General features: G+C 42.3%; 15 protein-coding genes. 6 read left to right on the top strand and 9 right to left on the bottom strand.

What is annotated here, in order from left to right; genetic code table 11:
• The first annotated feature begins 381 nt into the window (after window positions 1-381).
• Both ALT761_RS20385 and ALT761_RS20380 read left to right on the top strand, forming a co-directional pair.
• Window positions 382-1,284: a hypothetical protein gene (locus ALT761_RS20385; protein WP_129740750.1), complete on the top strand. Its 903-nt coding sequence runs from the start codon at window positions 382-384 to the stop codon at window positions 1,282-1,284.
• A gap of 112 nt (window positions 1,285-1,396) precedes the next feature.
• Window positions 1,397-2,035, top strand: a complete 639-nt coding sequence (locus ALT761_RS20380) for an RpiB/LacA/LacB family sugar-phosphate isomerase (RefSeq protein ID WP_129740749.1) — start codon at window positions 1,397-1,399, stop codon at window positions 2,033-2,035.
• Window positions 2,036-2,090: 55 nt separating this feature from the next.
• Here ALT761_RS20380 and ALT761_RS20375 read toward each other — a convergent pair whose 3' ends face one another.
• The 4 genes from ALT761_RS20375 to ALT761_RS20360 are packed head-to-tail and all read right to left on the bottom strand — an operon-like array spanning window position 2,091 to window position 5,803.
• Window positions 2,091-3,455 (bottom strand): TrkH family potassium uptake protein, encoded by a 1,365-nt coding sequence (locus ALT761_RS20375; protein WP_129740748.1) that lies wholly within the window; start codon window positions 3,453-3,455, stop codon window positions 2,091-2,093.
• Window positions 3,455-4,108, bottom strand: coding sequence for a potassium channel family protein (locus ALT761_RS20370; RefSeq protein WP_129740747.1), 654 nt, complete (start codon window positions 4,106-4,108; stop codon window positions 3,455-3,457). Before ALT761_RS20370 ends, ALT761_RS20375 begins: the two co-directional genes overlap by 1 nt.
• A gap of 4 nt (window positions 4,109-4,112) precedes the next feature.
• A complete protein-coding gene (locus tag ALT761_RS20365) occupies window positions 4,113-4,805 on the bottom strand; it encodes a response regulator (RefSeq protein ID WP_129740746.1) in 693 nt (230 codons plus the stop codon).
• A complete protein-coding gene (locus tag ALT761_RS20360; protein WP_129740786.1) occupies window positions 4,802-5,803 on the bottom strand; it encodes a sensor histidine kinase in 1,002 nt (333 codons plus the stop codon). Before ALT761_RS20360 ends, ALT761_RS20365 begins: the two co-directional genes overlap by 4 nt.
• A 278-nt stretch (window positions 5,804-6,081) precedes the next feature.
• Between ALT761_RS20360 and ALT761_RS20355 the strand changes: the two genes are divergently transcribed.
• Complete coding sequence (locus tag ALT761_RS20355; protein ID WP_129740745.1) at window positions 6,082-6,753, top strand: phosphoglycolate phosphatase; 672 nt, start codon at window positions 6,082-6,084, stop codon at window positions 6,751-6,753.
• 76 nt (window positions 6,754-6,829) lie between these two features.
• Here ALT761_RS20355 and ALT761_RS20350 read toward each other — a convergent pair whose 3' ends face one another.
• The gene (locus ALT761_RS20350; RefSeq protein ID WP_129740744.1) at window positions 6,830-10,003 is read right to left on the bottom strand and encodes a TonB-dependent receptor; all 3,174 of its coding nucleotides are present in this window, start codon (window positions 10,001-10,003) and stop codon (window positions 6,830-6,832) included.
• A 487-nt stretch (window positions 10,004-10,490) separates the two neighbouring features.
• Complete coding sequence (locus ALT761_RS20345; RefSeq protein ID WP_129740743.1) at window positions 10,491-11,459, bottom strand: tyrosine-type recombinase/integrase; 969 nt, start codon at window positions 11,457-11,459, stop codon at window positions 10,491-10,493.
• A gap of 205 nt (window positions 11,460-11,664) precedes the next feature.
• Between ALT761_RS20345 and ALT761_RS20340 the strand changes: the two genes are divergently transcribed.
• Window positions 11,665-12,312 (top strand): hypothetical protein, encoded by a 648-nt coding sequence (locus ALT761_RS20340; RefSeq protein WP_129740742.1) that lies wholly within the window; start codon window positions 11,665-11,667, stop codon window positions 12,310-12,312.
• 363 nt (window positions 12,313-12,675) lie between these two features.
• Here ALT761_RS20340 and ALT761_RS20330 read toward each other — a convergent pair whose 3' ends face one another.
• On the bottom strand, window positions 12,676-13,632 hold the full coding sequence (locus ALT761_RS20330) for a DNA replication terminus site-binding protein (RefSeq protein ID WP_129740741.1): 957 nt from the start codon (window positions 13,630-13,632) through the stop codon (window positions 12,676-12,678).
• A 732-nt stretch (window positions 13,633-14,364) separates the two neighbouring features.
• Window positions 14,365-17,697: a glycosyl hydrolase gene (locus tag ALT761_RS20325; RefSeq protein WP_129740740.1), complete on the bottom strand. Its 3,333-nt coding sequence runs from the start codon at window positions 17,695-17,697 to the stop codon at window positions 14,365-14,367.
• Window positions 17,698-17,810: 113 nt separating this feature from the next.
• On the opposite strand from ALT761_RS20325, the gene ALT761_RS20320 reads away from it, so the two are divergent.
• Complete coding sequence (locus ALT761_RS20320; protein WP_232043621.1) at window positions 17,811-20,369, top strand: heparin lyase I family protein; 2,559 nt, start codon at window positions 17,811-17,813, stop codon at window positions 20,367-20,369.
• A gap of 61 nt (window positions 20,370-20,430) precedes the next feature.
• A complete protein-coding gene (locus tag ALT761_RS20315) occupies window positions 20,431-23,538 on the top strand; it encodes a glycoside hydrolase family 2 TIM barrel-domain containing protein (protein WP_129740739.1) in 3,108 nt (1,035 codons plus the stop codon).
• 150 nt (window positions 23,539-23,688) lie between these two features.
• On the opposite strand, the gene ALT761_RS20310 is transcribed toward ALT761_RS20315, so the two are convergent.
• Complete coding sequence (locus tag ALT761_RS20310; RefSeq protein WP_129740738.1) at window positions 23,689-25,149, bottom strand: tetratricopeptide repeat protein; 1,461 nt, start codon at window positions 25,147-25,149, stop codon at window positions 23,689-23,691.
• Window positions 25,150-25,179: the final 30 nt, after the last annotated feature.

The raw sequence follows: 25,179 nt of genomic DNA, 5'->3' as shown, positions 1-25,179 counted from the left end.
GTGGCACTCACCACATTGTTCCTCATTCGAGGCAAAACAATGGAATGACACTAGCAAAAAACATAAAAGCCAAAATTTTGGATTCATAGTGACACGAAAAGCTAACGACAAAAATGATTAAATACAGTCATAAAGTATCACGAGATGGTTTGTAAAGCTAATATGTAATTTTTTGTACTTATTTGTAAGTGTGTATGGAGGATATTTTACTACTGATGATGATTAATAAAGTATGAACGGTGGTTTCACATTAATTCTTTGATTTCTTATGCTTGAATGTGACTGATTGTGACATTATCATGTTAACTAAATGTTGTATTAGTGTAAAATCCTAGTGTTGGGCAACGTTGTCACTTTTTATACATCAATAAGGTTCACGAAATGAGTAAACAATCTACAAAGCTAACATCGTTCGGTGTCATAGCAATTGCAATGTTTGGCGCAACCGCAGCTTATGCTAATTTTTCGCAATGGGACCCTAACTGGAGCACATTAACTAATAATGCCTCTCGAGCGGTAACTAGTGCTGAAAAAAACCAGATGATTAGCGATGTGATCAGCGGGGTAATAGATACCCGCGGTACGCAAATTAATGTTGACAACAGTGTAATCGAAACTACATCGACTGGCTCTCGAAGCGTTATGCTGAATAACGACATGAAGTGGCATAATCCATTTGGTACAACCTACTCTAATCCAACTAGTACGCGTTGGTATCAAAAAGATGGTAATACACAAGTATTTAGAGTTTTCCCCAACGATCAAAACTACTTCGGCAGCCGAATGGGTGCAGCACGTAGCGAGGCATTTGCTGATAATCATCTTACAACAGTGGAAAATGACGGGAAGACGATGACGTTTTCAGCGCGCTTCCATGTTGCGCAACATAACGGTGATAAAGATGTAATGCTATTTCAATCAAAAGGTAGGGGTCTAAATACTCAAGACGGTACTTATCCTGCGTGGGGTATATCGATGTGGGTCGAAAAAGACGGGGATATCATTCTGGTAAAAAGAAATGTGATTTTTAGTCAGAATGAAAAAATAGATACAGGATATGACGTCGGAGAGAGCTTCAATCTTAGAGTGACAGACGATGGATTCTCTTACAAAGCCTTCATTAATAACGTAGAGCTCGCCTCAGGTACTTGGGAGCGTGGTGATACACCCACTGTTGCACGTTGGGGGGCATATGTTCAAGGTGGCAATCAAGGTGTTTTGGGAGGGTCTGTCAACGATGCAGAAGTAGTTTACGTTAGCGGTGCGCGTGTACAGGTGAATTAATAATGATGGTTTGCAAACATGGGAACCTAGGTTTCTCAATTATTAATGCTTATTAATGATTGTTTGGGGTGTTATACTTTATATTTAAACTCAAAATAAATCAGGAGTGGTCATGAAGATTGCCTTAATGATGGAAAACAGCCAAGCGGCGAAAAACCCGGTGATACTTAAAGAGTTAGAGTCAGTGTCTGATTCTCTTGGTCATAGTGTTTTTAATGTAGGTATGAGTGGTGAAAAAGACCATCATCTTACGTATGTACATTTAGGTATTATAGCGGGAGTGCTCATTAACGCAGGTGCAGTAGACTTTGTGATCGCTGGCTGCGGTACTGGTCAGGGCGCGCTAATGTCGTTGAATGCACAACCAGGTGTTTTCTGTGGGTATTGTATAGACCCGTCAGATGCTTTTCTTTTTAACCAAGTGAATAATGGCAACGCCCTAGCTTTACCATTCGCTAAAGGATTCGGTTGGGGGGCAGAGTTGAATGCCCGCTATATCTTTGAAAAAGCATTAACTGGGGAACGAGGTGCAGGTTATCCTGTAGAAAGACGTGAGCCACAGGTAAGAAACGCGAATATTCTTGCCGATCTTAAGTCTGCATTAGCTTGTGATAGTTATGTTGATACCTTAAAGAAAATGGATCAAGAACTCGTGAAAGTAGCCGTTTCAGGTGAGCGGTTCCAACAATGCTTATTTGAAAATGGCAAAAATGAAGAGATACAAACCTACATAAAATCACTATTGTCATAATTCTTTTAACACAGGGCTTTTAAGTGAAGCCCTGTGTGTTTTATGATATTTTCGGTTAGCCTACAGTTAAAGTGTCACTAGGATATTTGATTCTCACAGGCATTGGGCTTGCTAAAATATATGCAATGGTGAGCGGTCCTAGCCTTCCGACAAACATGAGAAGTATTACAATTGCCTCTCCAGCATCGGAAAGACTCCCTGTCATTCCTCTAGAGAGTCCTACTGTTCCCAACGCAGAAATAGCTTCAAAAATGGTGTCTAGTAAGTTAGTTTTTTCCGTTATTGAAAGAAAAAATATTGCTATCCAAGTTATTGCCGCCGATATTAGTGAGAGCGCTAACGCCTTCGCTCTCGTCTCCTTCGACAAAGACCGTCCGTAGAGTGAAGGAGATGGATTACGTCGAAGGTAACTGTAAGCTGATATTATTAAAACAATGAATGTAACGAGTTTTATGCCACTTGCAGTACTCATAGACCCCCCTCCTATAAACATAAGAAGTAGCATTAGCCACGTTGTAGCGTTCTCTAGTGCACTAATCTCTAAGGTGTTAAAACCTGCAGTTCTAGGTGTAACCGCTTGAAACCATGCAGCCCAAAACGTTGAGGCACCATCCAGGTTTGCGAGCGTGTTAGGGTTATCTTTCTCAATAAAATAGACAAGTAAGAGTGCAATACTATTTATGACTACTGTTCCACTTATCATGATCTTGCTGTAAACCGTTAACGTCTGCCAAGCTCGCTTTTTGATAAGATCTATCCAAACTGAAAACCCTAACCCGCCTACTATAAAAAGTGCTGTGATAGTGATGTTTATAACAGGGCTGCCTACATAAGTAGACAGGCTGTCTGCGCTTAGTGCGAATCCCGCATTGTTAAAAGCGGAAATGGTATAAAAAAAAGCGTGAAAAAGTGCTTCGCCAACAGGTTTACTTTGCAGCCAAAAAGAAGCCAGAGTAACAAAGCCTATCGACTCAACAATGAAAGCAAAAAGAAGGACGGATTTTGCTGTTGAAACCAAAGTAGACAAATCAGTTTGGTTAAAAGCTTCTTTTATGGCCGACTGCTGCAAAAAACTTATCTTCCCTCCTAGTGCTATTAATGTCACTACAGCGAATGTCATTAATCCTAACCCGCCAATTTGTATTAAAATAGCTATTATGGTTAAGCCCATAGTTGTAAATATGCTGCCCGTGTCAACGACCACTAAGCCAGTAACCGTAACCGCGGAAGTTGCCGTAAATAGGCTTTCAGAGATAGAAATCGGTTGAGTGGTCATGCCTGGAAGTAACAATAATAATGTCCCAAATATAATCACGCCTAAAAAACTAAGAGAGAGAATAAGGGGAGGCGCAGCTTGTATTTTAAAGGTACTTTTTGGTGTCCGTTGGACCGGGCGTCGTTGTAAATTCCAGCGTGTCATTATGTTAGCCTTGGCGCAATCCGAACCAGCGCTTCTTTAGGCCCATACAAAATAAGTGTATCTCGCTTACATACCTCAAAAGTAGGGTCTGGCGACTTTTCTACCACTTCGCCTCTTTTTAAGAGTAAACAAAGGACGGAGTTTTCAAACCCTCTAATGAGAACTTCCACTGTAGCCTGCTCAAACGTATTGGGAAGTTGAATGTCGACAATATAGTTACCGTGCCCCACGCTCAAATAGTCACTTATCATAGGGTAATTTAGGGCTTGAGCAATGCGGACTGCCATCTCCTCTTCCGGATGAACTATCCTGGTTACGCCTAATTTGGAGAGTATCGTATGGTGAGCAGATGTATTCGCTTTAACCCATATATCTTTTACACCGAGATTTTTTAGGTGGAGAGTACATATCAGACTAGCTTGCATATCTTCGCCTATAGCGACGAGAACGGCCTCACTTTGACAAAGGTTGAGTTCCCGAAGTGTTCGTTCATCCGTTACATCACATATCAAAGCTTGTGTCAGTGCACTGGCATACTGCTCAACTAACCGTTCGTCTTTATCCAGACCTGTTACTGTATGGCCTAGGTGGATAAGCTCAATACTCGCTGTTATACCGAATCTACCCAGACCAATTACTGTAAAATGTGCCATTATTTCATTCCTCATTACTTGCTACAAAACGATATCCATGACCTGCTGATGTTTCTATCCAGCATGTTATACCTTTGCAGCTATATAGCTTTTTACGTAGATGGCTAATTAGAATCCGGATGTAATGAGTATCTTCACTGTTGTAATTTCCCCAGATAGCCCGCATCAAATTTTTTTGACTTATATATATTCCAGGCTCCCTTGTTAAAATATCGAGCAGTTGAAGCTCCTTCGGTGATAAAGATATTTCAGCTCCGTGAGATTCTACACGGCCTTTATTCATATCGATAAGTAGATTAGGAAATCGTCGGACAGGTTTGGATTCAGGTATGATAGGTGCTATATCACGCAGAAGAACTTTAATACGAGCAATAAGTTCTCGGATGCTAAAAGGTTTACTCACGTAGTCGTTGGCGCCAGCCATCAAAAGTTTTACCTTGTCATCTTCTGAATGTCTCGCAGAAAGAACTAATATTGGAACACTACTGGTTTGCCTCATTCGCATAAGGATTTCTTGTCCATCGCCATCAGGGAGACCGAGGTCGAGAATGATAAGTTCGGGTTTCAAATTTATTGCATGGTTTAGACCGTCGCGTACACTAGAAGATTCTATTGTTTTATAACCTTCTGCATTTAACGCGATACAAATCATTCTGCGAATATTGAGTTCATCCTCAACAATCAATATGCTGCTCATGTGCGTGGCCTGTTCAAGTGCGGTAATGAAAATGTAGCGCGACAGCCTGAATCAAGATTTCGTAAAGAAAGAGTCCCTTTATGCGCGCTTATGATTCCTCTGGCCACGTGCAACCCAAGACCTATTCCTCCTCGGCCAATATCGCCGTGCCGGGACGACGAAAAAAGAGTAAATGGTGCTTCAGTGTCATTGTTTGGTAGCCCTTCACCCAAGTCGTCCACAATGATAGTGGTACTGTCTGTACTGTTAATAACGGTCAGAGACACGGTTTCTTTACTGAATTTAAGTGCATTATCTACAACATTAAACAATGCTTGTTCCAATAATGGCCCGCTGGCATAGATATATTCACACGAAAGTTTATAAGTCACAGAAATACGTGGCGTGTTGAAACGTAACAGTAGGTTTTCGACGACACATTTAAGTGATATTTTTTCTCGTCCCGCGATCAAAAGGTCGCTTTGAATTTTCGTCGCTTGCAATATGTTTTCGATATAAGCATGAAGCCTTTTGCTTTCGTGGATACTTCCACTAATAAGCTCTCTTTTATCCTCTTCTTTTAACGATGAATAATATGTATCTAGAGTTTCCATTGAGCCAATTATTGACGAAATAGGTGTTCGTAAGTCGTGGGAGACTGAGCGTAAAACGTTAGCTTGTAGTTGTGCTATACGCAGAGCCTTCTGTTGCCTCTTATAGAAAAGTATTAACTCGCTACTGAATACCGCTACGACAACGAACGTACCCATATTTATAACGTCATCAATATTACTCATTCGTATTGAATAACGTGGTTCAGTAAAGAAAAAATTAAAACTACAGGCAGCAACTAATGAGGCTACTATCCCGTTAAAACGAGAAAATTGGACGGCACAACTTACAGCGGCAAGTTGCAATACCAACAGCGTTCCTCCGCTTGGCAAAAACCAGTTAGCCAGCACAACGCAGAGGGTTACAGCAATGGCCATTGTGACCATTGTAAATAGAACATCTCGCATATTTTTGAACACTTAGAAAGAGAGCTTATGAAACTAATCTAGCAAGGTCAGTGATAAAAAACGCGTAAAAATTGCGTAAAAATAGTTAGTAGGATGTAGAGTTGTGAAAAGTAGTTGGCTGAGACCAATGATCTTAATCAATCGTTGTAGAGTGGAATTAAACCTGTCGTTGACAGCTATTCCGTATATAGGGCCAAAGCAAGTTAAATAGCTGTTTGCTCGTTAATCCGCATCTAGGTATTCTTCTATAAAACCAATATGTTTAAGAACTAATCTTTATGTGTTCGATAAATACATTTATTTTTGACCTAGACGGCACCCTACTTGATTCGGTTCCAGATTTAGCTATTGCGTTAAATCGTATGCTAATTGCATATAATCGCTCTACATACGCTGAAAACACTATTAGACAATGGGTAGGGAATGGTGCGCGTAAGTTGGTAGAACGAGGTTTAATCGCTGGAGAGGTAAACGTGAGCCATTGTTTGACTGAAAGCGAGATAGATAGTGCCTTAGAGTGTTTTCTCTCTTTCTATCGGGAATCGTTTAGCAAAAACTCGACGCTTTACCCAGGCGTATCAGGAACTTTGAACGCGCTAAAAGCAAGCGGGTACTCGCTTGCGCTAGTCTCAAATAAGCCTGCTGAATTTATCCCACCAATTTTACGAGAATTTTCCCTTAGTTCGTTCTTTCCAGTCGCGTTAGGGGGAGACTCTTTGGCAGAAAGGAAGCCCTCACCAGTGCCTCTCATATATATAAGTGAGAAACTCGATGTTGCACCAAGGCAATGCGTTATGGTGGGAGATTCTAAAAACGACATTGTAGCTGCGAAAGCTGCTGGAATGAAAAGCGTTGGTTTGACCTATGGATATAACTATGGGGAAAGTATATCGAATCATAAACCAGACTGGGTATTCGACCACTTTGAAGATGTGCTAACTATCAACTAAATTGTCGATAGGTAAAGGTATTTGGAAAAATAGTTGACCAAGACTCTGTGGTCTTGGTCAACATTCTAGTTTCTAATCAAAATTTATAGTTGACCGCGACTTGGTAAATGCGACCTGTATAAGTTAAACGGCTGATTGCTCGTTCATCGGTACCTAGGTATTCTTCGCCAATTTCATCGGTCAAGTTGAATGCTCGCAGAAATATCTTAGTATCATCATTGAGCGCATAGGAGCCAACGAAATCTAAACGACCAATCGCTTTTCTAGTGCGCGCATTAGTACCTAAGAATGAGTTTGCACCTCTCAACGTTTGATCATCTCGCCAGTTATATGACAAGCGTAGACTGATACCATCATTTTCCCAATAGGTAATGACGTTAAACGACTCTGGTGAAACACGCGTCAACTCCACTTCACTCCCTTTCTGGTCGAGACTAGTGTAGTTAAATACACCGCCAAAGCCGTTCCATGGGTAAGGTAGAAAATCGAGCTTTTGTTGAATGGCTAATTCGTAGCCTTCTACTGTGATTGTGTCGGATACATTAATCGGCGCAGTAATAGAAACCTCACGGAAATTTTCGTTTCCATCATCATCTATTATTGGGGTGGTTTGAATGCAGCCAAATTCGCGTCCATTTGTGCCTGGCGTACGTTCTAAATCTCCGAGTAAGTTATCTACTATACTATTCGCTCCTGGTTCTGGACAGAACCCAGTGTCAGTGTCGAATAGATTCGTAATGTCTTTTTTAAAGTATCCAATCGAAATTGCGCTACCTTCACGGTTATACCACTCTAATGACAGATCGTAGTTTGTTGCCTCATAAGGCTTAACAGTTGCAGTAGGAAGATCTAGGCGGACAGTAGTGTTCCCTCCTCTCAAAGATGCTGTAGGGCGCTGTGCGAGCAGATTAGGGCGCACAATACCTTCATAGTATGCAGCTCGAAGAAGTAAGTCGTCACGGAGTTCGAAGCTTACATTAGCCATAGGTAGTGTATGTGAGTAATCATCTTCGAAGGTAACTGGAGATGCAATCCCATTGCGTCCCTGATCATCTAGTTGGGTTTCAAAGCCATCAAATGTATTATCTGTTTGAATATGACGAACACCTACATTACCTGTATACATGATTGAACCAATTTCGCCTGAAAAGTCAGCCATAGCATAAATAGCTAGAATGTCTTGTTCAGCTTCGAAATTAAAACCTATATTCGTTGGTAAGCCGCTATTTCTATCTTGAGTGTCCCAGAAACCGGTTCTGTTACGCACTAGATCAGCGTAAGGAGTGCTAAATGATGTAGCTGTTGGAATATCGTTAACATCGGTTGTAATACCTTGCTGTAACATCTGTAACGCTAGGTCGTTGTCTATAGTCATCCAACCTGAATTGTTGTCAAATGTACCTGGGATATTTCCGCCAAAGTATTCACCTTGTGAGGATGATAATACGTCTGAAGTAAGGAATGCGCCTGAGATGTTACTGGTATCGACACCCGCGAGACCTTGTCTTTGATCAATACTTTCGAGTGACTCGCGAGAATAACGCGCTCCAAATTTAATTGACTCGAAGTGTAGAGAATCTCCCAAACCGAAGTCGGTGTAGCGTTCTGCGTTAAATTCAGCACTACTGACGTCACGTGAAAGATCTCGAACACGTCCGGAAATTCGGAAGTTCAGGCGTCGCCCCTGATTAGCATCAGATACAGAATTAATACTTGATGAACTTAGATTCGGAATCTGCCAAACTAAGTCATTGTAGACATAAGGTTGGTCGAGTTGGCCTTCAACAACGATGTCGTTTAGATTGCCATTCCCCGAATTTATAGATCCATTAAACCCAGTTGGTATACTTGCAACGTCAGTGCGACGCCCATCAGCATCGGTAAAATTAAATGCAGAGCGCCAATCTTGGTCGTGTAAGAAAGTAATACCCGCATTCTGGAAATCATTACTTGCTTCAGAATGAGTTACCTTTCCGTCTAACGCCCAGTTTTCTGTATAATAGTCGCCATACAAGATAATACCTTGGGTTTTTTCTAAAAACGTTGTTTTTCTGTTTTCTGTTTGCAGTGTTCCATTGGTAAAATCATACTTGGAAACGGCATAAACTAACGGCGCATCAGCTTCATCAGCTACTCTATCGTACGCAAATGGGGCGGTGTCCATATCTAATGTAACGCGACCATCGAAGTTATCCCTGTCACGTCGACGTGTGTTGAAGCCCGGGCTAAAGGTAGTAGCTTCCTTAGTGCCATCTTCCAAATCACGCTCAGAGAATAGTATATGTGCACCAAGTTTAAAGTTATCCGCTACGCGATATTCAATGTTACCAGAGAAAGAAATACGATTTCCGTCACTATATTCGCTAACGTTACGACCTCTAGCTGGAGCTGTAAGTTGAGCGTCATCTGCTAGCCCCCATTTTTCTCTGTATTCGGCGATATTGGTTGCCCGGACATCACCATCGACCGTGTCGACGGAGGTGTAATCTATTATGTCGAATGTATCGCGTCTGAAAGTTTGGCCTGAGCCTGCAAGCTTAAAAGCCACGCCTAACTTGTTGTCGATCAGGTGTTTAACACCAGCCAACCTAAAGTTAGGGTCGACATTCCCTGTAAGATCTTCATATCTACCACCCGCGCTTAGGGTTAGTGTACCGTCTTTCTTAGATAATGCTTGTTGTAGTTTCTGATCTACTATACCCGCGATTCCTCCTGCTTGAAGGTCGGCAGTTGGGGTTTTAATAATCGTAACACCGTCAAAGATACTCGCCTCGAATGCAGCGAAAGGATTTGGCTCACCTACTGCATTAATGTTTGATGCCCCCGAAGGAGTAGCAAATGTTTGGCCAAACGCGGTCGTTTTAACGAAGCCGCTACCTAGTCCTCGGAGGCTTATTGTGCTTTGACGGCCCTCTCCGTCTGTATTTAATTGAACACCTGGAATGGCTTGAAGCGCCTCACCAAAGTCGAGAGCAGGTAGTGCGTCTATATCTGTTGCAGAAATCGCATCCACGATAGATGATGCATTGCGCTTAGTGTTTAATGCGTTTTCTAACGAGCTTCTAACCCCTGATACTTCAATAACTTCTACATCGTCCTCTAACTGATTATTCTTTTCGGCGCTTTGTTGAGCATTGTTGACAGCTGAACTAATTTCTTGTGCCAAAAGTGTAGGGGAGCTTATAGTTAATAGTAGTGCAGCTGTGTTACCCAGCAGCTTTCTATTTATATTAAATTTAGTGTTGTGCATCGACCCAGTCTCTTCGTTGTGTGATTTAAGTGTGTCTGTTAAATATATTGTTAAATATTTGTGAAGCAATAATAACCATAAGAAACAATCAAAACAAGTCATAAATCATCAATTTTGATATTAAATTTAGTAAACTTTAGTATAGTTTTAAGCGAGTATGGGGCATATTTATTCTATGGAAATGATAGATTGAGTCTAATTTTATGATTATTAGGTCTTTTTTATCGTGGTGGGGTGTTTTTAAGTTTGATTAAACTTATGCGCAAATAGCTGTTTGTTGTATAAAAAACTCAATACCAATCATAATAAGTTTTTTATATTCACTATTTTTAAGCTTTTATGCGTAAGAGTTTTATGAAGAAGTGAGGGGGCTTGTTACAAGCGCAGTCTTTTGTACCTACTAGTGTTTACCTGATTTTAACTAGCTCGGGGCTGCTAGCGAGTAGATGGAAAAAAGAAGACAGGAGGCTATTGAGCAAGCTAAGAGCTACCTAACTTTGGCCATACCTGTTTTACCAGCTTGATATTGCTGCGCATAGCGTATAGCCATCGTTTCAGTTTTCCAATTTCCGGATAATACTATTTCAGCAATAGGTACATCTGCTTCCATTAACGTCAACACCCCCCCAGTACGAGTACTATGACAAGTAAATTTTCCATCTGCATTTATGACCAAACCTACAGCCTCGTAGCGCTTTAGCAGTGCTTGGTACTGCATAGGCATTTTTTGAACCGTATGCTTTGGTGACAATTTTCTAAATACAAAGCCCTCAGTGATATCAGCTTTGAATAACCATTTGGATAACAACTCTGCTGTTTCATCGGATAGATAACCAAAGTGACCCTCGCCGGTTGGGTCTGTTTTTGATCGAGGTGCGAATATCGTTTTTGCTTCCCAATCTATATGCTTCACATCGATAGTTTGAATGTTGGAAGCTCGAAATAGGGTATCTAGAGCAACATTTATTAAGACAGCATCTCTTAACTCAAGCAGCGTGTCGATGTTCAGTAGCTTAGTCGCTTTACGCACGTCTCCTAACTTGAGTGGCTTGGCTTGCCTTTGAGCCGCAGGTTTCTCTTTTAACTTACCGTTTATGTACCGTGAAAATAGCTTAGAGTGTTTCCATGGGTCGGGTAGTTCACTAACGCCAATGAAAAAGCGGATTGAGGCCAACTTCCTTTTGATCGTATGGTGCTTAAGGCTAGAATTCATTAAATCATCAAAATATGCTTGGCAGGAATTTTTCGTCACTTTCCAATCACTAGCAAGCGCTGGCATCTCGTGACGCTTACAGAAAAGGAGGTACTGATTAAAATCAATTTGATAGGCCTTGCGCGTATTAGACGACATGGTTTCCCAAACAGTGTCCCGCAGCTCAGTAAGATTTTGCATCGCGATATTACGGTCTTTTTCATCTAAAGAAAAATTACCGAACAACGTCATGTCAGTATTCATTTCAAACACCACTTATACAAATTAAGTTGGGATAGCTCTAAAATAATTTCATTGTTACAGATAACTGTAATTATCTATAATAATAGAAGCTCTCCGTTTGTATTGCAAGCGTTGCGTTACATATAACGCTTAAAATGAATTTGTTTTGCAGGGCAGTTACCGCCGTGATATAAAGCGTTATAAGTAACGCTTTAAGGATTAATCAGTGAAAGAAGATAAGATTTGGCAAGATTACCTTTCGAAAAATCTTGATAAGTTTTTGAATGGGTTAACTGAAAATGATTTCATTGATGGCGAAAAGTTAAATTCATCAGATATTGAAATAGATAAATCAATTCCAAAAAATACGTATATCAGCTTACGTAAATATATAAATCAAGAGGCTATTAAAAGCTTACAAAATAGATTTCGGGCGCATAAACATAGGCAGAAAACTGGAATTAAAAATATTCAGTTAAAAGAAACCTATTTAACTATGCTAGAGAAATTCAAGATTTCTGTTGGTGCGGAAACATTAGAAGAAGCGCTAGATTTTTTACTGTCACCGGACTATCGCGACTATGAACACGATGTCAATCAAGCTAAAGCACAGCTAGCTGAAGATAGTTTCAATGGTACTGAGGTGATGATTGACAGTTTTGCAAAGCGTCTTAAAAATCACGATAGAGAACGCTTGTCACTTATTATCGAACTAGCCTTTAATGAAGGGTGGGGGTCAGCAAAACAATCAAAGAAGCGCACCGGTAATCCGCGCAAAGAAGCGCTCAGCCAGTCCGATTTGTACAATAGTGTAGTCAATTTAATAGCAAGGGGTAATAATGGTGACTATTCAATTCCCCAAGAGAAACGATAGATAACATTCGCGCAAATAATAAGCCAGTACCAATGGTCGCAGTAAATGTGACATGCAATAAGAATAGAGTTGAGAGTCGCGATCGACTATTAGTAAAAAAAATGGATTCAATTCGTGATAGTTTCCCTGATTCAATGATAGTACAGGTCAAATTTAGGCCGCATTACATTCGCTGTAGTGGTGATATGAATTTAAAAAATGAGGATAGGAAACTAATGTAAATTGGCCATGTTTTTATTTTGACTAACATGCTGATGAGATTTAAGTAAGTATTCATTCACGCATGATAAGTGTAATTATCATGCGTGAATGAATTACAAATTTAATTTTTAACTGAATTAACTTTATATAAAATAGTGGACGTCATACTTTATCAGGCGAGGTATTTTCTCTTGCCCTATCTGCATCGGTAATTGGACGTGTAAATAGGTTTGCCGCCTTGTTTAAACACACCCAAGGGTGTCCTTTCCGATTTTCCCGACGCTTATTTGGAACATGAGCCGACAATGGTCTGATAGTTGGTACATCGTCATAATCGAACAGAATAATCGGCTGTGCAGCATTAACTGTATTCACAACTGGCTTTCCTTCATGTGCGCCGTAGTACAGAGACAAATTCACTGAAGCATTGCGCGATTTACGCACGTAAAAACGATGACTATGCTGGGTATCGTCAATACGTCGCGATAGCGTCTTTAGCTGCTCATCATTTAGGCCCGTATTACGGTTGTAAAGGTACTTTTTTGCTCTATCAGGCAGTAAACGTTGGTCTGCGTTCTTGTAGGCCCAATAAAAATTCACGCTTTTAAGCACGGTATCAGTATCAGGCCGACAGTTAATGACGTCGATATGCCGATACAGCTGATAAGAGATAATTTCGGCGCCACGATGCTGGTGTAAGAACTCATGTTTCTGTAAATGATTACGCCCGTGTGAGCCATCGGGCTTTCTATCTTGCACGCAGTGTTTTATAGCCGTCTTAGTACTGTTAATGGCGATAATGGTATCAATGACGTCTTCATGGTTCTCAAGCAGTAAAATACCAGGATATTTACCCGCTAGCCGGCCTGTAATATCATGAGATGGGCGATGGAAGCACTTTAAGGCATTAAGACAACGTATTTGGGCTTGGACATTGAACATATCACAGTGATCAAGCATAAGCTCACCAGCTGAGAAAGCCTTGAAGTCCTCTTTGGTGACGTAATCAATATTCGCAAAGTAAGCAGTGGGCGATAACCGCATTGCACTGTAAAGTGACTCGTACAATTCATCTAAATTGGTGAGCAGGCAATTAAAGCGCGCAAAGTCATTCACCATGACCCCATCCTCTTATCAATTATCAACACACCCTATTGTATTATATTTACAGACCACCTTCATCTAAAAGCAGCCTTAAAACCCTCCCGCGGACACAACAAAGTGGCATCCACCCTGCAGGTCCGCCCTGCCAACCAGCCGAAGGCGCGCGCGAGCTGAGCAATAGGGGCACCTCGGTGGCAGATGAGGGACGCGTTACTTTGGAACACTTTTATGAAGGTGGTCTGTAATGAAATAATAGTTTCTTTCGGGTAACGTGCCTGTTTCATACTCGCCATTTTGAATACTTGCCCGCAACACACCCGAAAAATGCGTTATCTGTTCTCAATTGCCGTTAAGTTTAGCCAGTTGCAACGCCATTTCATACGCTTGACAATAAACATCCATAAAGCGGTTAGTGTCGCCAAAATACGGATAGCCATCATTAGGAAACTGTAAGTTTTACATCACAGTTAATGACTGAGGGATGTTGCTATAAAGACTACCAACTTTGTATTGAGGGTATTTACGGACTATTAAAGTCATCAAGTGCACACTTAAAGAAGTCACGTGTTTAAAATAGCTGATTGATTCAGGCCAAAGCTCTCCGGGCTCTTTAAACATCTTGGCAATCATCTTCAAAGAAGCTTGATGCTGTGTGTTTTTATCTAAATAGTAAGGTAGTAGTTCGGCAACCTTTTGTGGGCTGTCGCGTGCATGTATGTTATGCAACAAGCCAATGCACGGCTGGCTCTATTGAGTTTTCTCACCGGACATCCCTTTCATCTTTAAAAGCCTTACAGGTCCAATCAAGCCTGATGGTTGCAGCTTTTTCGGCTGTTTAACAAAGAAATTAAATCCGGTGAAAGTGACACGCTGACTTTGAGGTGGAGGTCTATTTTCAACCAGCCACGGCACGGTATCGCCAGTCATCGAATAACCGCTGGTGTCGGGAAGTGCTTCATCACCTATCAGTCGATTAACCCATGTATTCGTTACCGACACGTGCAAGGTGTTTTCACCAGGTTTAAGTACGTTTCGAATATCTATCACAAATGGCGGCTTCCATAATGTATTAAACGATTGGCCATTCACCGTTACTTCTGCAATTTGTTGCACATCACCCAAGTCGAGGTAAACAGGCCCTCTTTCTGCTAGTTGAGTGCTGTCTATTTGAAAAGTGGTTTGATAGTTTGCCGTACCCGAATAGTGCTTTATCCCTTCTATATCACTGTCTTTCCAATCTATAAGTGAATTAAATGTGACCTCGCCCGGCCCAGCCCACACTGGGTCAAATTCCACAGTCCATGGCTTGGTAAACGTACTCATAATATTGTGGCGGCTTCGTTGTGCGTAATAGTCATCGACTACGCTACTGTGAACACCGTTATATTCCGGTTTGTTGCCATCACGTCGAATAAGAATAAACCTGGATGCAAAAGGCTCTAGAGGTAGTGTTGTTGTCAGCCTTGGATTGTCTAATTGGTAGTCTTTAATTTTTTCTATGGTGCCATCATCTACGTTCCATATTTCCGGCGTCCCCTTTCCCTCACGTAGACTTATTTCGACATGTTTGAATTCAGGGTCGTCATTGTAGAAATAATAAAGATCGTTTGGCCCAATGCGTCTGTGCGCAAAAAACTGTGCTGGTTCGCCATTAATTTCCAAATCAGGCGTCATTTCCAACACGTCGATTGATTCTTCTAAGGAGTAGCTGCTGACGATCCCTTTTTTATAGCGATTCAAACTAGGCGCTTCATTCTCTTTACTGCCCCAAAGCAACTTCACAATATGGTCGAACTCATTTTGCTTCGCCCACTCACTATAACCAATAACATGTCTGGGCCTGTCGCCAATAACAGTTGCACCTGCAGCGACTAGCTCTTCAATGCGCTGCAGCGTTTTAAAGTGTAAATACTCGGTTTTGTACAAATGTAACGCTTTGTAGCTGGTACCCTCGGGAAGTACTAACATGCCATCTTTAACACTTACGCGGTTAACTAAAACATCTGTATTGGTGTAATCGTAGCCGTAACCATTGGGCACAGAAGTATTGTTAGCGTTACCCACTCTGAGCGGCGCCACATCCCCTAAATGCACAAGGAAGTCTGCCGCTGGTACGCCTTGTTGAAGTAAATAAGAGCCTCTGGCTAAATATTTGAACCACGCTTTGCCGCCATTATTCCACCATGTTTGCGTTCTATCGATATGAGAACCGATAGAATCCATGGTCATGCCGGGCTTTATATAATTATTGGGCTGGTGAGCAAATCGATGAAACATGGTTTCGTTGATGCCCCGCGCCCACATTTCGTCACCGTAGTGCTTGTAGAAGTAAGGATGCCCATACCAATTTACCGTGTTGATTGATGTGAACGACTCAGCCGATACCACTTTCTTACCATAGATATGCGCTGACGAAATGGCAGCCATAATGCGACCGTTATACTCTTGCTCGCGTACCCAGAATTCACCCATTAAACGGTCTGCTTTTCCACCTGCAGCGAGTTCGTCAAAGGGCCCCCATCCGTAAGGCTCAATATAGGATTCAAGCCCATATTCATTTGCTAAACGGGTAAATTCACCAAAGTAGTTTTCTACCATTAGGTCTGACTGATGCTGTCTAAATTCTTGTAAAATGGCGCCCGTATGTTCAGGCGATTCGACAACTCGCCCTGTCATAACGGGTAGCCAAGGAATAAAGTCATATCCAAACTTTTGTTGAAAACTTTCTGCTATATTATCAGTCCAGTTTTGGCCACCCACTTCGTAGCTATCAATCTCTACCGTTTTGAGTGATTCGATACCGGCATCTTTGGCTCCTTCCATCACTTTTCCAACAAATTGTTCAAAATGATAACGCAAGGCTTTAGCGTCAAATTTATCAACTTCTAAGCCCTCTCCTTCAACAGTAGCAGGTACGTTAAAAGCCCCCGTGCTGGTAAAGCCAAAGCGCAAAATTTGCCAGTCGCCATCGGGAATTTTAACCCCTTCCTGGGGCAGTTCTCCTCTATTCAACACCACAATGTCATCACGCTGTATTACTGCATCTTGCGCTATGCTCGGTGTTAAGCTAAGTTTTCCTCGCTCCATCGAGTTCATTGAAAGCCAATGGTTTATGCGCGGCGTTGACCACAAGTCAAAACGTTTGATTGCGATAGGTTTGTCAAATACAACGCGAAAATACTTGGCGTTAAAACCATCATTCTTATCAGTAACCAGTTGCGGGCTGAAAGCCCACATTCTAGCGCCAGTTCTTGGCCTACGTAGTTTTTCTACAACGCTGCGAAAATTCTCTCCGTCATCAGATATCCAGAGAGAAGCATCACCATGTCGATTAGGGGTTTCAATCTGCAGGCTTCTAAGTGTCGATGGCTCATCCAGTTCTACTTGTACCCAATAAGCGTCTTCTTCATTTTTGGAAAAGGTTAATTCTGTGTCCCAATCGCTATCTTTTAAAACGCTAACGTCTAGGCTAGTGTCTGATGCAGTAACCTGAGCATTACTAAAACTATTACCTAAAGCATACTTATCTTTGGGTATGGCGATTACGGCAACATCGCGATAAAGCTGTTCCGCATAGCCAGGTTGAGGGGGAACTAAGGTTTGATTACCGCTTACCGTTAGCTCTGACCACGTTATTCGCTTCATTGATTGCTCTGGTGTTACCCACGGGCCGCCGCTAGATGTCCATCCGTCTGAATTATGAATACCAAACTCAATACCTTGTTTGTCGGCTTGAGCTGCAGCGTGAAGTAAGTGCTCGTAAAACTCATCAGTACCGAATCGAACAGGGCCGTGCGATGAGTATGGTCTGTTACGCCTGTGAACATGAAAAAAAATTGCTCCACCAATGCCGGCATCTCGCATAGCTTTAAAGTCTTCGTTAAACCCTTCTTTACTTATATTGCCGTTCATCGCATGCATCCACGTTTTCGGAAGATATGATGGCGCAGGCGAAACGAAGTCCGACTCTAAAGCAGACTGCGCCAGCGTTTTCAACGGAGTGGCAATAAAAGCAATTACTATGAAAAAATATAAGGTAACGACATTTTTTAACAAAAAAACAAATTGATTTTGATTCATGGCGACTGTTTTTGTTACATTGTGATTACATATGATTGAATATAACTCAACATCGCTGTCTTTAAAACAGAAGAATAGGGCAACGATGATGACTCTCATCGAGATAAAATAAAATGAAGACTAAGAAGAACACCCCAACAGCTCGCTTACCAAGCACTGGTTTATTCAAAAGCGTAGCTATGGGGCTGGCGTTAAGCTTTTTAACCGCGGCTTGCGCCCCAACACAGAGCCCCGAAAAAACGACTTCGGAAAATGACTTCTACACCCAAAGAACAGCTCTGATTGCCAAATACTCTAAAACCGACAACGTTTTTTCAGCCTTAACTGCACAAATAGCACCTTCGGACCCCGCAAGTAAACAATACTGGCAGTGGCGAATTGATCAGTACCTCTATGGACAGTATCCGGAATATCAACAAATTTATGACGAGTTCAGAGACAAAAACCAGTTCGAAGACATTTATCCATTAGTAAAAGAAGACTTAGGTCCAAAGAAAGCGACTCCTAATGACCTTTTAAAATTACCAGACGGTCACTTTACTGAAAACTTGCCTGGAAACCCTCATCGCGGATGGCAATACCTTGATGGGGATACGCTATATATCACCTATCAAGGGAAGTTAACTGACCCATACGTCGCCAGCTATAATGTTGTAACCCAAGAATGGAAAGGGCCTTTCAAAGCCGCTGAAAGTACCCTATCAAAGGGAGATAGAAAGATAGACAGTCACGGCCGCCCAATTATAGAAATGGATAGCAACGGCTACCTTCATATTGTCTATGGAGGGCATGGTGGCGAAAGAGAAGACGGGTTGAATCCATTGTCGATAGATACCCCTCATGCCGGCGGTAGAATGCTGCATGTTGTCTCTAAAAAGCCCTATGATATTAGCGAGTTTGAGTACGTTGACGATATATCTCCTTTTGCGTCTTATACCAAAAGCTACAAAATGGGGAACGGGGATATTTACCTTTTCACTCGAGCGGGTACGCATAAATCGCCGTGGGTATACTATAAAATGCCAGCAGGCTCGAAGCAATTTGAAGCGCCTGTCGTAATTACCTGGCCTACCCCGCAATCAGATGAGCCCATTAACGTTGATACGTTTTATATAAACCCACTTAAGATTTCAGATACTGAAATTGCCATTAGCTTTTTATGGCATGAATGTAACTTTCTAGAAGTTCACAATAAAGAGACTTATGCCCGCATTAACGCCTATTACATGCGTTTAGATACAACCAGCGGGCTATTCTTTAACGCGCAAGGTGAAAACATTGACCTTCCGATCACAATTGATGTGGCGAACGACAAAATGCTGGCGTTCGATTCAACAGATAGAGAGGAAACGCCATTTGGTACTTCTCCAGTCATTTTAGAAAGTGGTCAGCCAGCAGTGGCTTACGAGGCCCGCACTAAAGCTTACCGCGAGTGGCGAATGGCAGCCTTTACCAATGGTCAATGGCAACATAGTTTACCTATGCCAGATACGGTAAACAGAACGCTAAAAGATGAAGAAAACAAGCCAATTTCTAATATCCTCGATTTGATAGTGTTAGGTAAGCCATCAGGTAAGCCCACCGCTGTTACCGTGTATCGCGACGCAGATGGCACAACTTATTTTTCCACTGTGGAAAGTAAAAACGGTACTAACTGGAAAGTCATTAAGGCGCATTTAGCACTTGATAATGCGCGTATACAGATGGAAGCAATCAAAGATGATGCTGGACTTAGCAAAGGTGTTATTTTAAATATTAAAAAAGGGGCCGCCCAACGTTTATACCTTTGGCATGATGGTGCGTTTCAGTCACCGAGTCAGGTTACCTCTGCCGGTGCGAAGACTTCTACTGAAGCCCCATCGTTTTACGAATCTTTCGAAAATGGGGGTTGGAATGCGGCCTCGCCTCGCGGCTTTACACCAGGGCTAGACAATTCGCTTGCGAAAAACTTCATGTTTAACCAGCTACAAACTAACTCCGCGTTTTCCCTGGAGCAGAATATTGTACGCAGTGGTGATTACTCAGCGAAATTATATTGGAAGCACAAAGCGCCCGCCTCTTATAACGGAGACCCTCAAAAGTTAGATAACGTAGATAGAAAAGCGATGTTTCACGGTTTTAAGACCAGCAAAGTTTTAGGTGCCGAAGCATGGTACGGCTTCAGCTTCTACTTCCCAAGCGAAGGTACGCAAGATGAACCAAACGACTGGTTATTTTTCCAAATTCACGGAAGCGCAGATAAGCGCCTCAAAGAGCACTCTCGCAATCCACCTTTTAGCTTAACACTCACGCCAGAGGGCATGCGTGGCGCTTGGAAATGGGATCCGTATGAACTCAGCCCTACGCGACAAGGTGACGGCACCACCCGTTTCGAAATTCCTGGAAGTAAACAAGATTATTTAGACCGCTGGGTCGATTTCGTCCTTCGTGCGAGAGTTGACTATTCAGAGGATAGCACCGGAATTTTAGAACTATGGATTGATGGTAAAAAGGTACTGGATAAGCACAACATTCGATTTGGCTATAACGATGACAAAGGGATCTACCCATCATGGGGGATGTATTTTAATGGTGACCTGAGCGATATGAAGAGCGACCATTATTTGTATCTCGACGAAATACGTATGACTGATGCGACTGAAGCGACTTATCAAGATGTAGCGCCTCGGTAAGCTAAGTAAGCATTTTAGGTAGCAGCATAATTTCTATATAGCTTAAACAAGGGCCATAACAATGACGCGCAATGTTTCAAATAATACCCGCCTAACATGCTTTTTGCTTTTGGCTCTGACCTTATCTAGCGCCCTACTATCAGCCGAAGAATTTGCTGCAAACGCAGCAAGGCAAACCATAAGCTTCAATGAAGACTGGCTGTTTAAGCTTGATGACAATGAAATCTATAAAAATGAAAACTTCAACGATAGCGGTTTGAAAAAGCTAGACGTACCTCATGACTATATATTTGAGGAAGGTGTGAATAAGTCGGGTTCTCAAGGGCAGTCAGGTGGCTATCACGGAGGCGAGACGGCTTGGTATAGAAAGCATTTCGCGTATGACGCAAGCTGGCAAGGTAAACAAATCTGGCTTCAGTTCGATGGCGTGTATATGAACAGTGAGGTGTGGATTAACGGGCACCATCTTGGGAATAGACCGTATGGTTACATCAGTTTTCAATATGAATTAAGCAAGTATTTAAAGCAGGGAGACAATGTTATTAGCTTGCGAGTAGATAACGAACTGCAACCATCAGCCAGGTGGTATCACCCAGGCGGTATCTATGCACCAGTCAAACTAGCAATCCTCAACCCTGTTCATGTTAAACATAACTCGTTATTTATCCATACTCCCAGCGTCGGCCAAGAAACAGAGGTCGCCGTTAGCTTTGAAGTAAATGACAACGCCCAGAATATTTCTGAGTATGAGCTTCGGTACGCTCTATACGATCAAGATAATAAACAGATATTAACGCACCTCATCTCGCTTAAAAACGTGAGCAGAGTCGTAAATGAAAAGACGGCGTATGCGCTATCTTTCGACTTGCTCGGTGCTAAACGCTGGAATCCGCATAATGCTTATCTGTATAGGTTAGCGCTAACTATTTTAGATAACGGAAAAGTTATTGACTCTCAAACTGCAAAATTTGGCGTTCGAGATATCGAATGGAAAACAGATACGGGCTTTTGGATAAACGGCGAAAATGTGAAGATTCAGGGCGTGGCCGAACACTATGAAGGAGGGCCTGTTGGAGGCGCTTGGACGAAGCCACTTCTAAGATGGAAACTAAACCTTCTAAAGGAAATGGGAGTCAACGCCATTCGTACCGGGCACAACCCCTACCCCACCATGTTTTATGAGCTGTGTGACGAGCTAGGCATAATGGTGATGGATGAAGTATTTGACGGATGGAAACAAAAAGCTCGTCACGACTACGGCCGATATCATTTCAATGAGTGGTGGGAGAAAGACTTAACCGAGTGGGTTACACGCAATAGAAATCACCCTTCAATCATCATTTACAGTGTAGGTAATGAGACGCACGGTGACATTGTTACAGAGCTCGCGGCAGCAGTGAAAAAGCATGACCCAACTCGACTTGTTACCTCTGGCTCTACCAATAAAGAAGGGCTAGATGTAATAGGTATTAACGGTGGTTCAGAGAACAAGAGCTTTTTCGAACGACGGTTCGACCGACCTTTTATATCAACGGAAGCACCTCACACGTGGCAGACCCGAGGGTATTATCGCACTCAGACATGGTGGCGAGACGGCCCCAAAAGCGATACCTTCGAATTACCTGATATCACAGAAAAGGAGATATTCTTTTACGACTGGAAAGATCCCAAAAAATGGTCGAATCAAAAACAGCACCTCAACTCATCTTACGATAACGCAACAGTTCGGATTAATGCTCGTAAAAACTGGGAGCTTGCACGTGACTTGCCTCACCACGCAGGGCATTTTCGTTGGACAGGTTTTGACTACCACGGAGAAGCTGGGTTAGCACACGGTGGCTGGCCTTATATTGCGTTTATGGGTGGCGCATTGGATTTAGCCGGCTTTAAAAAAGACCTTTTCCATTTTTATCGAAGCCAATGGCTAGATGAACCTTCATTACATATTCTTCCTAGCTGGACACATCCAACGATGGAAGAAGGTACATTGGTGCCAGTATGGGTTTACTCTAATCTTGATGAAGTCGAATTGTTTCTAAATGACAAATCACTTGGCCGTGATAAACCGGGAAAACAAGCTGATGAGATGCAAGCAGAATGGTTCGTACCTTGGAAACCTGGCTCAATACGGGCAGTAGGTTATAAGAACGGTAAAAAGGTTCTAGAGAAAGAAATTAAAACCGCTGACTCCCCTGTTCGTCTGAGACACAGCATGGACACTTATGCCGCCGAGAATGGTTTCAATACTGCGAAAATAATCACTACTGAAACCGTAGATAAGGACAACAATTTTTACCCCTATGGCAGTCATAGAACCTATTACCATTTTAGCGAAGGTTTGAAAGCAAAAGCGCTAGAAAATGGCTCTCCTTACGAGCATACCAACCGTGTAAAATCTAATTATCGACATTTATTTATGGGAAAAAATAGAGCGTTTATTGAAGTGACTTACCCAGACGCTCAAGAATTCGTCACTATAGGCGCCATAGTGGGTGATGAAGCGTTGAGGCTATCAAATAAAGTGGCTATTGATGTGCAAACTATCGCCATTACTGACACTGCGAACATCGCCTCACAACAAGTAGACGTTCTTTATAGCGTGAACAACCCCAATGAAGAAAAAATGAAACCTTATCTTACGCCTTTCGCTGTAAACGATGGTGACACGGTGTACGCAAATGTCTTTATCAATGGCCGACTTGCCTTGCAAATGAAACAAGAATTCGGACAGGGTGTTGGCCTCTTTTGGGGCGATGAAAGCTCAGCCAACATGTGGATTGGTCGCGGCTTATCATTACAGGGCGAAGGCGCTGAATATGGCCAAGGTGCCGCAGCAGTGCGCGGCGCTCACGGGGTCCACGGTGGCGGTTATGGAACCTTTAATAACGAAGAAGGCACTATGTACTGGTACCACGAAAACGATGGAGCTGAGGGCGTATACACTGCTGTTTTCCGATACACGCACAACGACAAAAGCTCGAAGCGACCTCTCGCTATCTATATAAACAATAAGAAGGTGACTATGGTTGAATTTGAGCCTACCGGGAGTTGGGACAGTAAGTGGGACGAACATGCTGTAAGCTTCACGTTAGTAAAAGGTGCCAATCATATAGAATTTAGAACAGTAGGTGAAAGCGGCCCTAATATCGACCAGTTTACGCTTGAATAGATTGGGCTTTTGGCGGCTTTGAGTAGTGTCGCTTTGTATTGGCCGCCCCTGACACAATGCCGCCGCATTCTTATTTATTGGTCTACGGCGGCATATTCACGCTGTGTAACATCAACACTATCTTTCCGCTCGACGTGAATGTTGTTAAGTTTACAGATCTGTTACCGATATATTCCCTTGTAGCATTCTAGCTAGCAGTGCCTGCCACTCAGAGGTATCCCAATTAGTCCGCATGCCCATAGAGATAGCTTTTTCTAATAGCGTTACTGATTTCTTAAAGTCACGCTCTGGACGAAGTCGGTAGGATATAGAAAGTAAGTATTGGTATTCAGGGTTGAGGTTTTGAGAGCTCGCAATGTCTTCCAAATGTTGTATTGCACCTGAAACATCCCGTAGAGTTTTGTCAGCAGCGGTAAGTTTTATTTTAGCTACGTGAAGGCTTGCAGCCTCATCACCTTTTTCTGCAGCAGACTCAAACCAGAAAAGCGCTTTTTTTTCATCGCTCACAACCCAAGGACTAGTCTGTAGTAGTTTACCCAATCGATACTCAGCCCTTGATAGGCCATACTTACTCGCGTTGGTTATCCATCTGACGGCTTCTGATATTTCTTTTTGCTGTATATATAGCTGCAAGCCATACTCATACATGGCTCCCGGGTGCCCTTTCTCCGCAAGCTGCTTGAGTAAGCTTTCAGTCTCGCCATCCTCATTTTCCATCCAAGGGAATATAACCAACGCCATTGCATATTGATACAGTGTTTCTAGTGAAGGTTTGTTCTTCGCTGCTCGCAGAATTCGTCGGGTTTCTTTATATAATTTAGGCAAGTTATTGTTTAGATAAAACTGATCGTTAACTGCCGCGCCCAAATAAGCGCGATGGACGAATTCAATCGACTTATCACCAAACTCAGGTTCCCCTAGTGGGAATAGCTTATATGCATCGAGAAAACGTCTTGTGTTGCCAGATTTTTGAATTTCGCGTATGTATCGCACAGAGCCGTCACTAGCCACATCATTTTCTACCACCATAAAGCCGGGGTTGTTCACCACAATTGCAACATCTAATGATTCACCGCCGCCAAAATCATCAAAACCACCAGAGTTTTCTAGCTCGTCATCAAAGTTCTGAAACTCTACTAACTCTTCAAAATACACTTTTTGCGTTAAAGCATTCTCTCCGCCAAACGTTACTGTCTCATCAATGTTGTGTTGATTCAGCTCAGGCAGAAATTGGATCTGATAGTTTTGATGAACAACTCGCTCTTCCTCTATAGTGCTATCAAGAAGGGACAGGTCATGTTCGTCTAATGATGAGCGTATTTGAGCGATGATACTTTGCGCATTGTGGTAGCGCTGATCGGCCGCCAGTGACAAGTAAATGAGAGACGAAGCGGTATTAGATTCAACGCCTAGACCTTTTAAATGCATAATGCCTAATTGATACTGAGCATGAGCATTACCAAGCTTCGCGCCTTCTTCATATAAAGGTAAAGCAACCGCGTGATTTCCTTTTTTGAATTCTGTATTAGCTTTTAACACATTCACAGCAAAACTATTGAAGCTCAAAGCACCCGCCAATAAAGCGGCCAAGCATTTTTTAAAGCAACTCATACTGATTCTCCGTTAGTGTAACGTTCGCGG

The organism is Alteromonas sp. 76-1, assembly GCF_900654235.1.
GTDB classification, from domain to species: Bacteria; Pseudomonadota; Gammaproteobacteria; order Enterobacterales; family Alteromonadaceae; genus Alteromonas; species Alteromonas naphthalenivorans.
Note: the sequence above shows the minus strand (reverse complement) of the source record. Positions and strands in the feature narration are given on the sequence as shown.

What these genes read in the sequence shown, in the direction of transcription:
- ALT761_RS20385 (WP_129740750.1), top strand. Translation starts at nt 382, where the DNA reads ATGAGTAAACAATCTACAAAGCTAACATCGTTCGGTGTCATAGCAATT.
- ALT761_RS20380 (WP_129740749.1), top strand. Translation starts at nt 1,397, where the DNA reads ATGAAGATTGCCTTAATGATGGAAAACAGCCAAGCGGCGAAAAACCCG.
- ALT761_RS20375 (WP_129740748.1), bottom strand. Translation starts at nt 3,455, where the DNA reads ATGACACGCTGGAATTTACAACGACGCCCGGTCCAACGGACACCAAAA.
- ALT761_RS20370 (WP_129740747.1), bottom strand. Translation starts at nt 4,108, where the DNA reads ATGGCACATTTTACAGTAATTGGTCTGGGTAGATTCGGTATAACAGCG.
- ALT761_RS20365 (WP_129740746.1), bottom strand. Translation starts at nt 4,805, where the DNA reads ATGAGCAGCATATTGATTGTTGAGGATGAACTCAATATTCGCAGAATG.
- ALT761_RS20360 (WP_129740786.1), bottom strand. Translation starts at nt 5,803, where the DNA reads ATGCGAGATGTTCTATTTACAATGGTCACAATGGCCATTGCTGTAACC.
- ALT761_RS20355 (WP_129740745.1), top strand. Translation starts at nt 6,082, where the DNA reads ATGTGTTCGATAAATACATTTATTTTTGACCTAGACGGCACCCTACTT.
- ALT761_RS20350 (WP_129740744.1), bottom strand. Translation starts at nt 10,003, where the DNA reads ATGCACAACACTAAATTTAATATAAATAGAAAGCTGCTGGGTAACACA.
- ALT761_RS20345 (WP_129740743.1), bottom strand. Translation starts at nt 11,459, where the DNA reads ATGAATACTGACATGACGTTGTTCGGTAATTTTTCTTTAGATGAAAAA.
- ALT761_RS20330 (WP_129740741.1), bottom strand. Translation starts at nt 13,632, where the DNA reads ATGGTGAATGACTTTGCGCGCTTTAATTGCCTGCTCACCAATTTAGAT.
- ALT761_RS20325 (WP_129740740.1), bottom strand. Translation starts at nt 17,697, where the DNA reads ATGAATCAAAATCAATTTGTTTTTTTGTTAAAAAATGTCGTTACCTTA.
- ALT761_RS20320 (WP_232043621.1), top strand. Translation starts at nt 17,811, where the DNA reads ATGAAGACTAAGAAGAACACCCCAACAGCTCGCTTACCAAGCACTGGT.
- ALT761_RS20315 (WP_129740739.1), top strand. Translation starts at nt 20,431, where the DNA reads ATGACGCGCAATGTTTCAAATAATACCCGCCTAACATGCTTTTTGCTT.
- ALT761_RS20310 (WP_129740738.1), bottom strand. Translation starts at nt 25,149, where the DNA reads ATGAGTTGCTTTAAAAAATGCTTGGCCGCTTTATTGGCGGGTGCTTTG.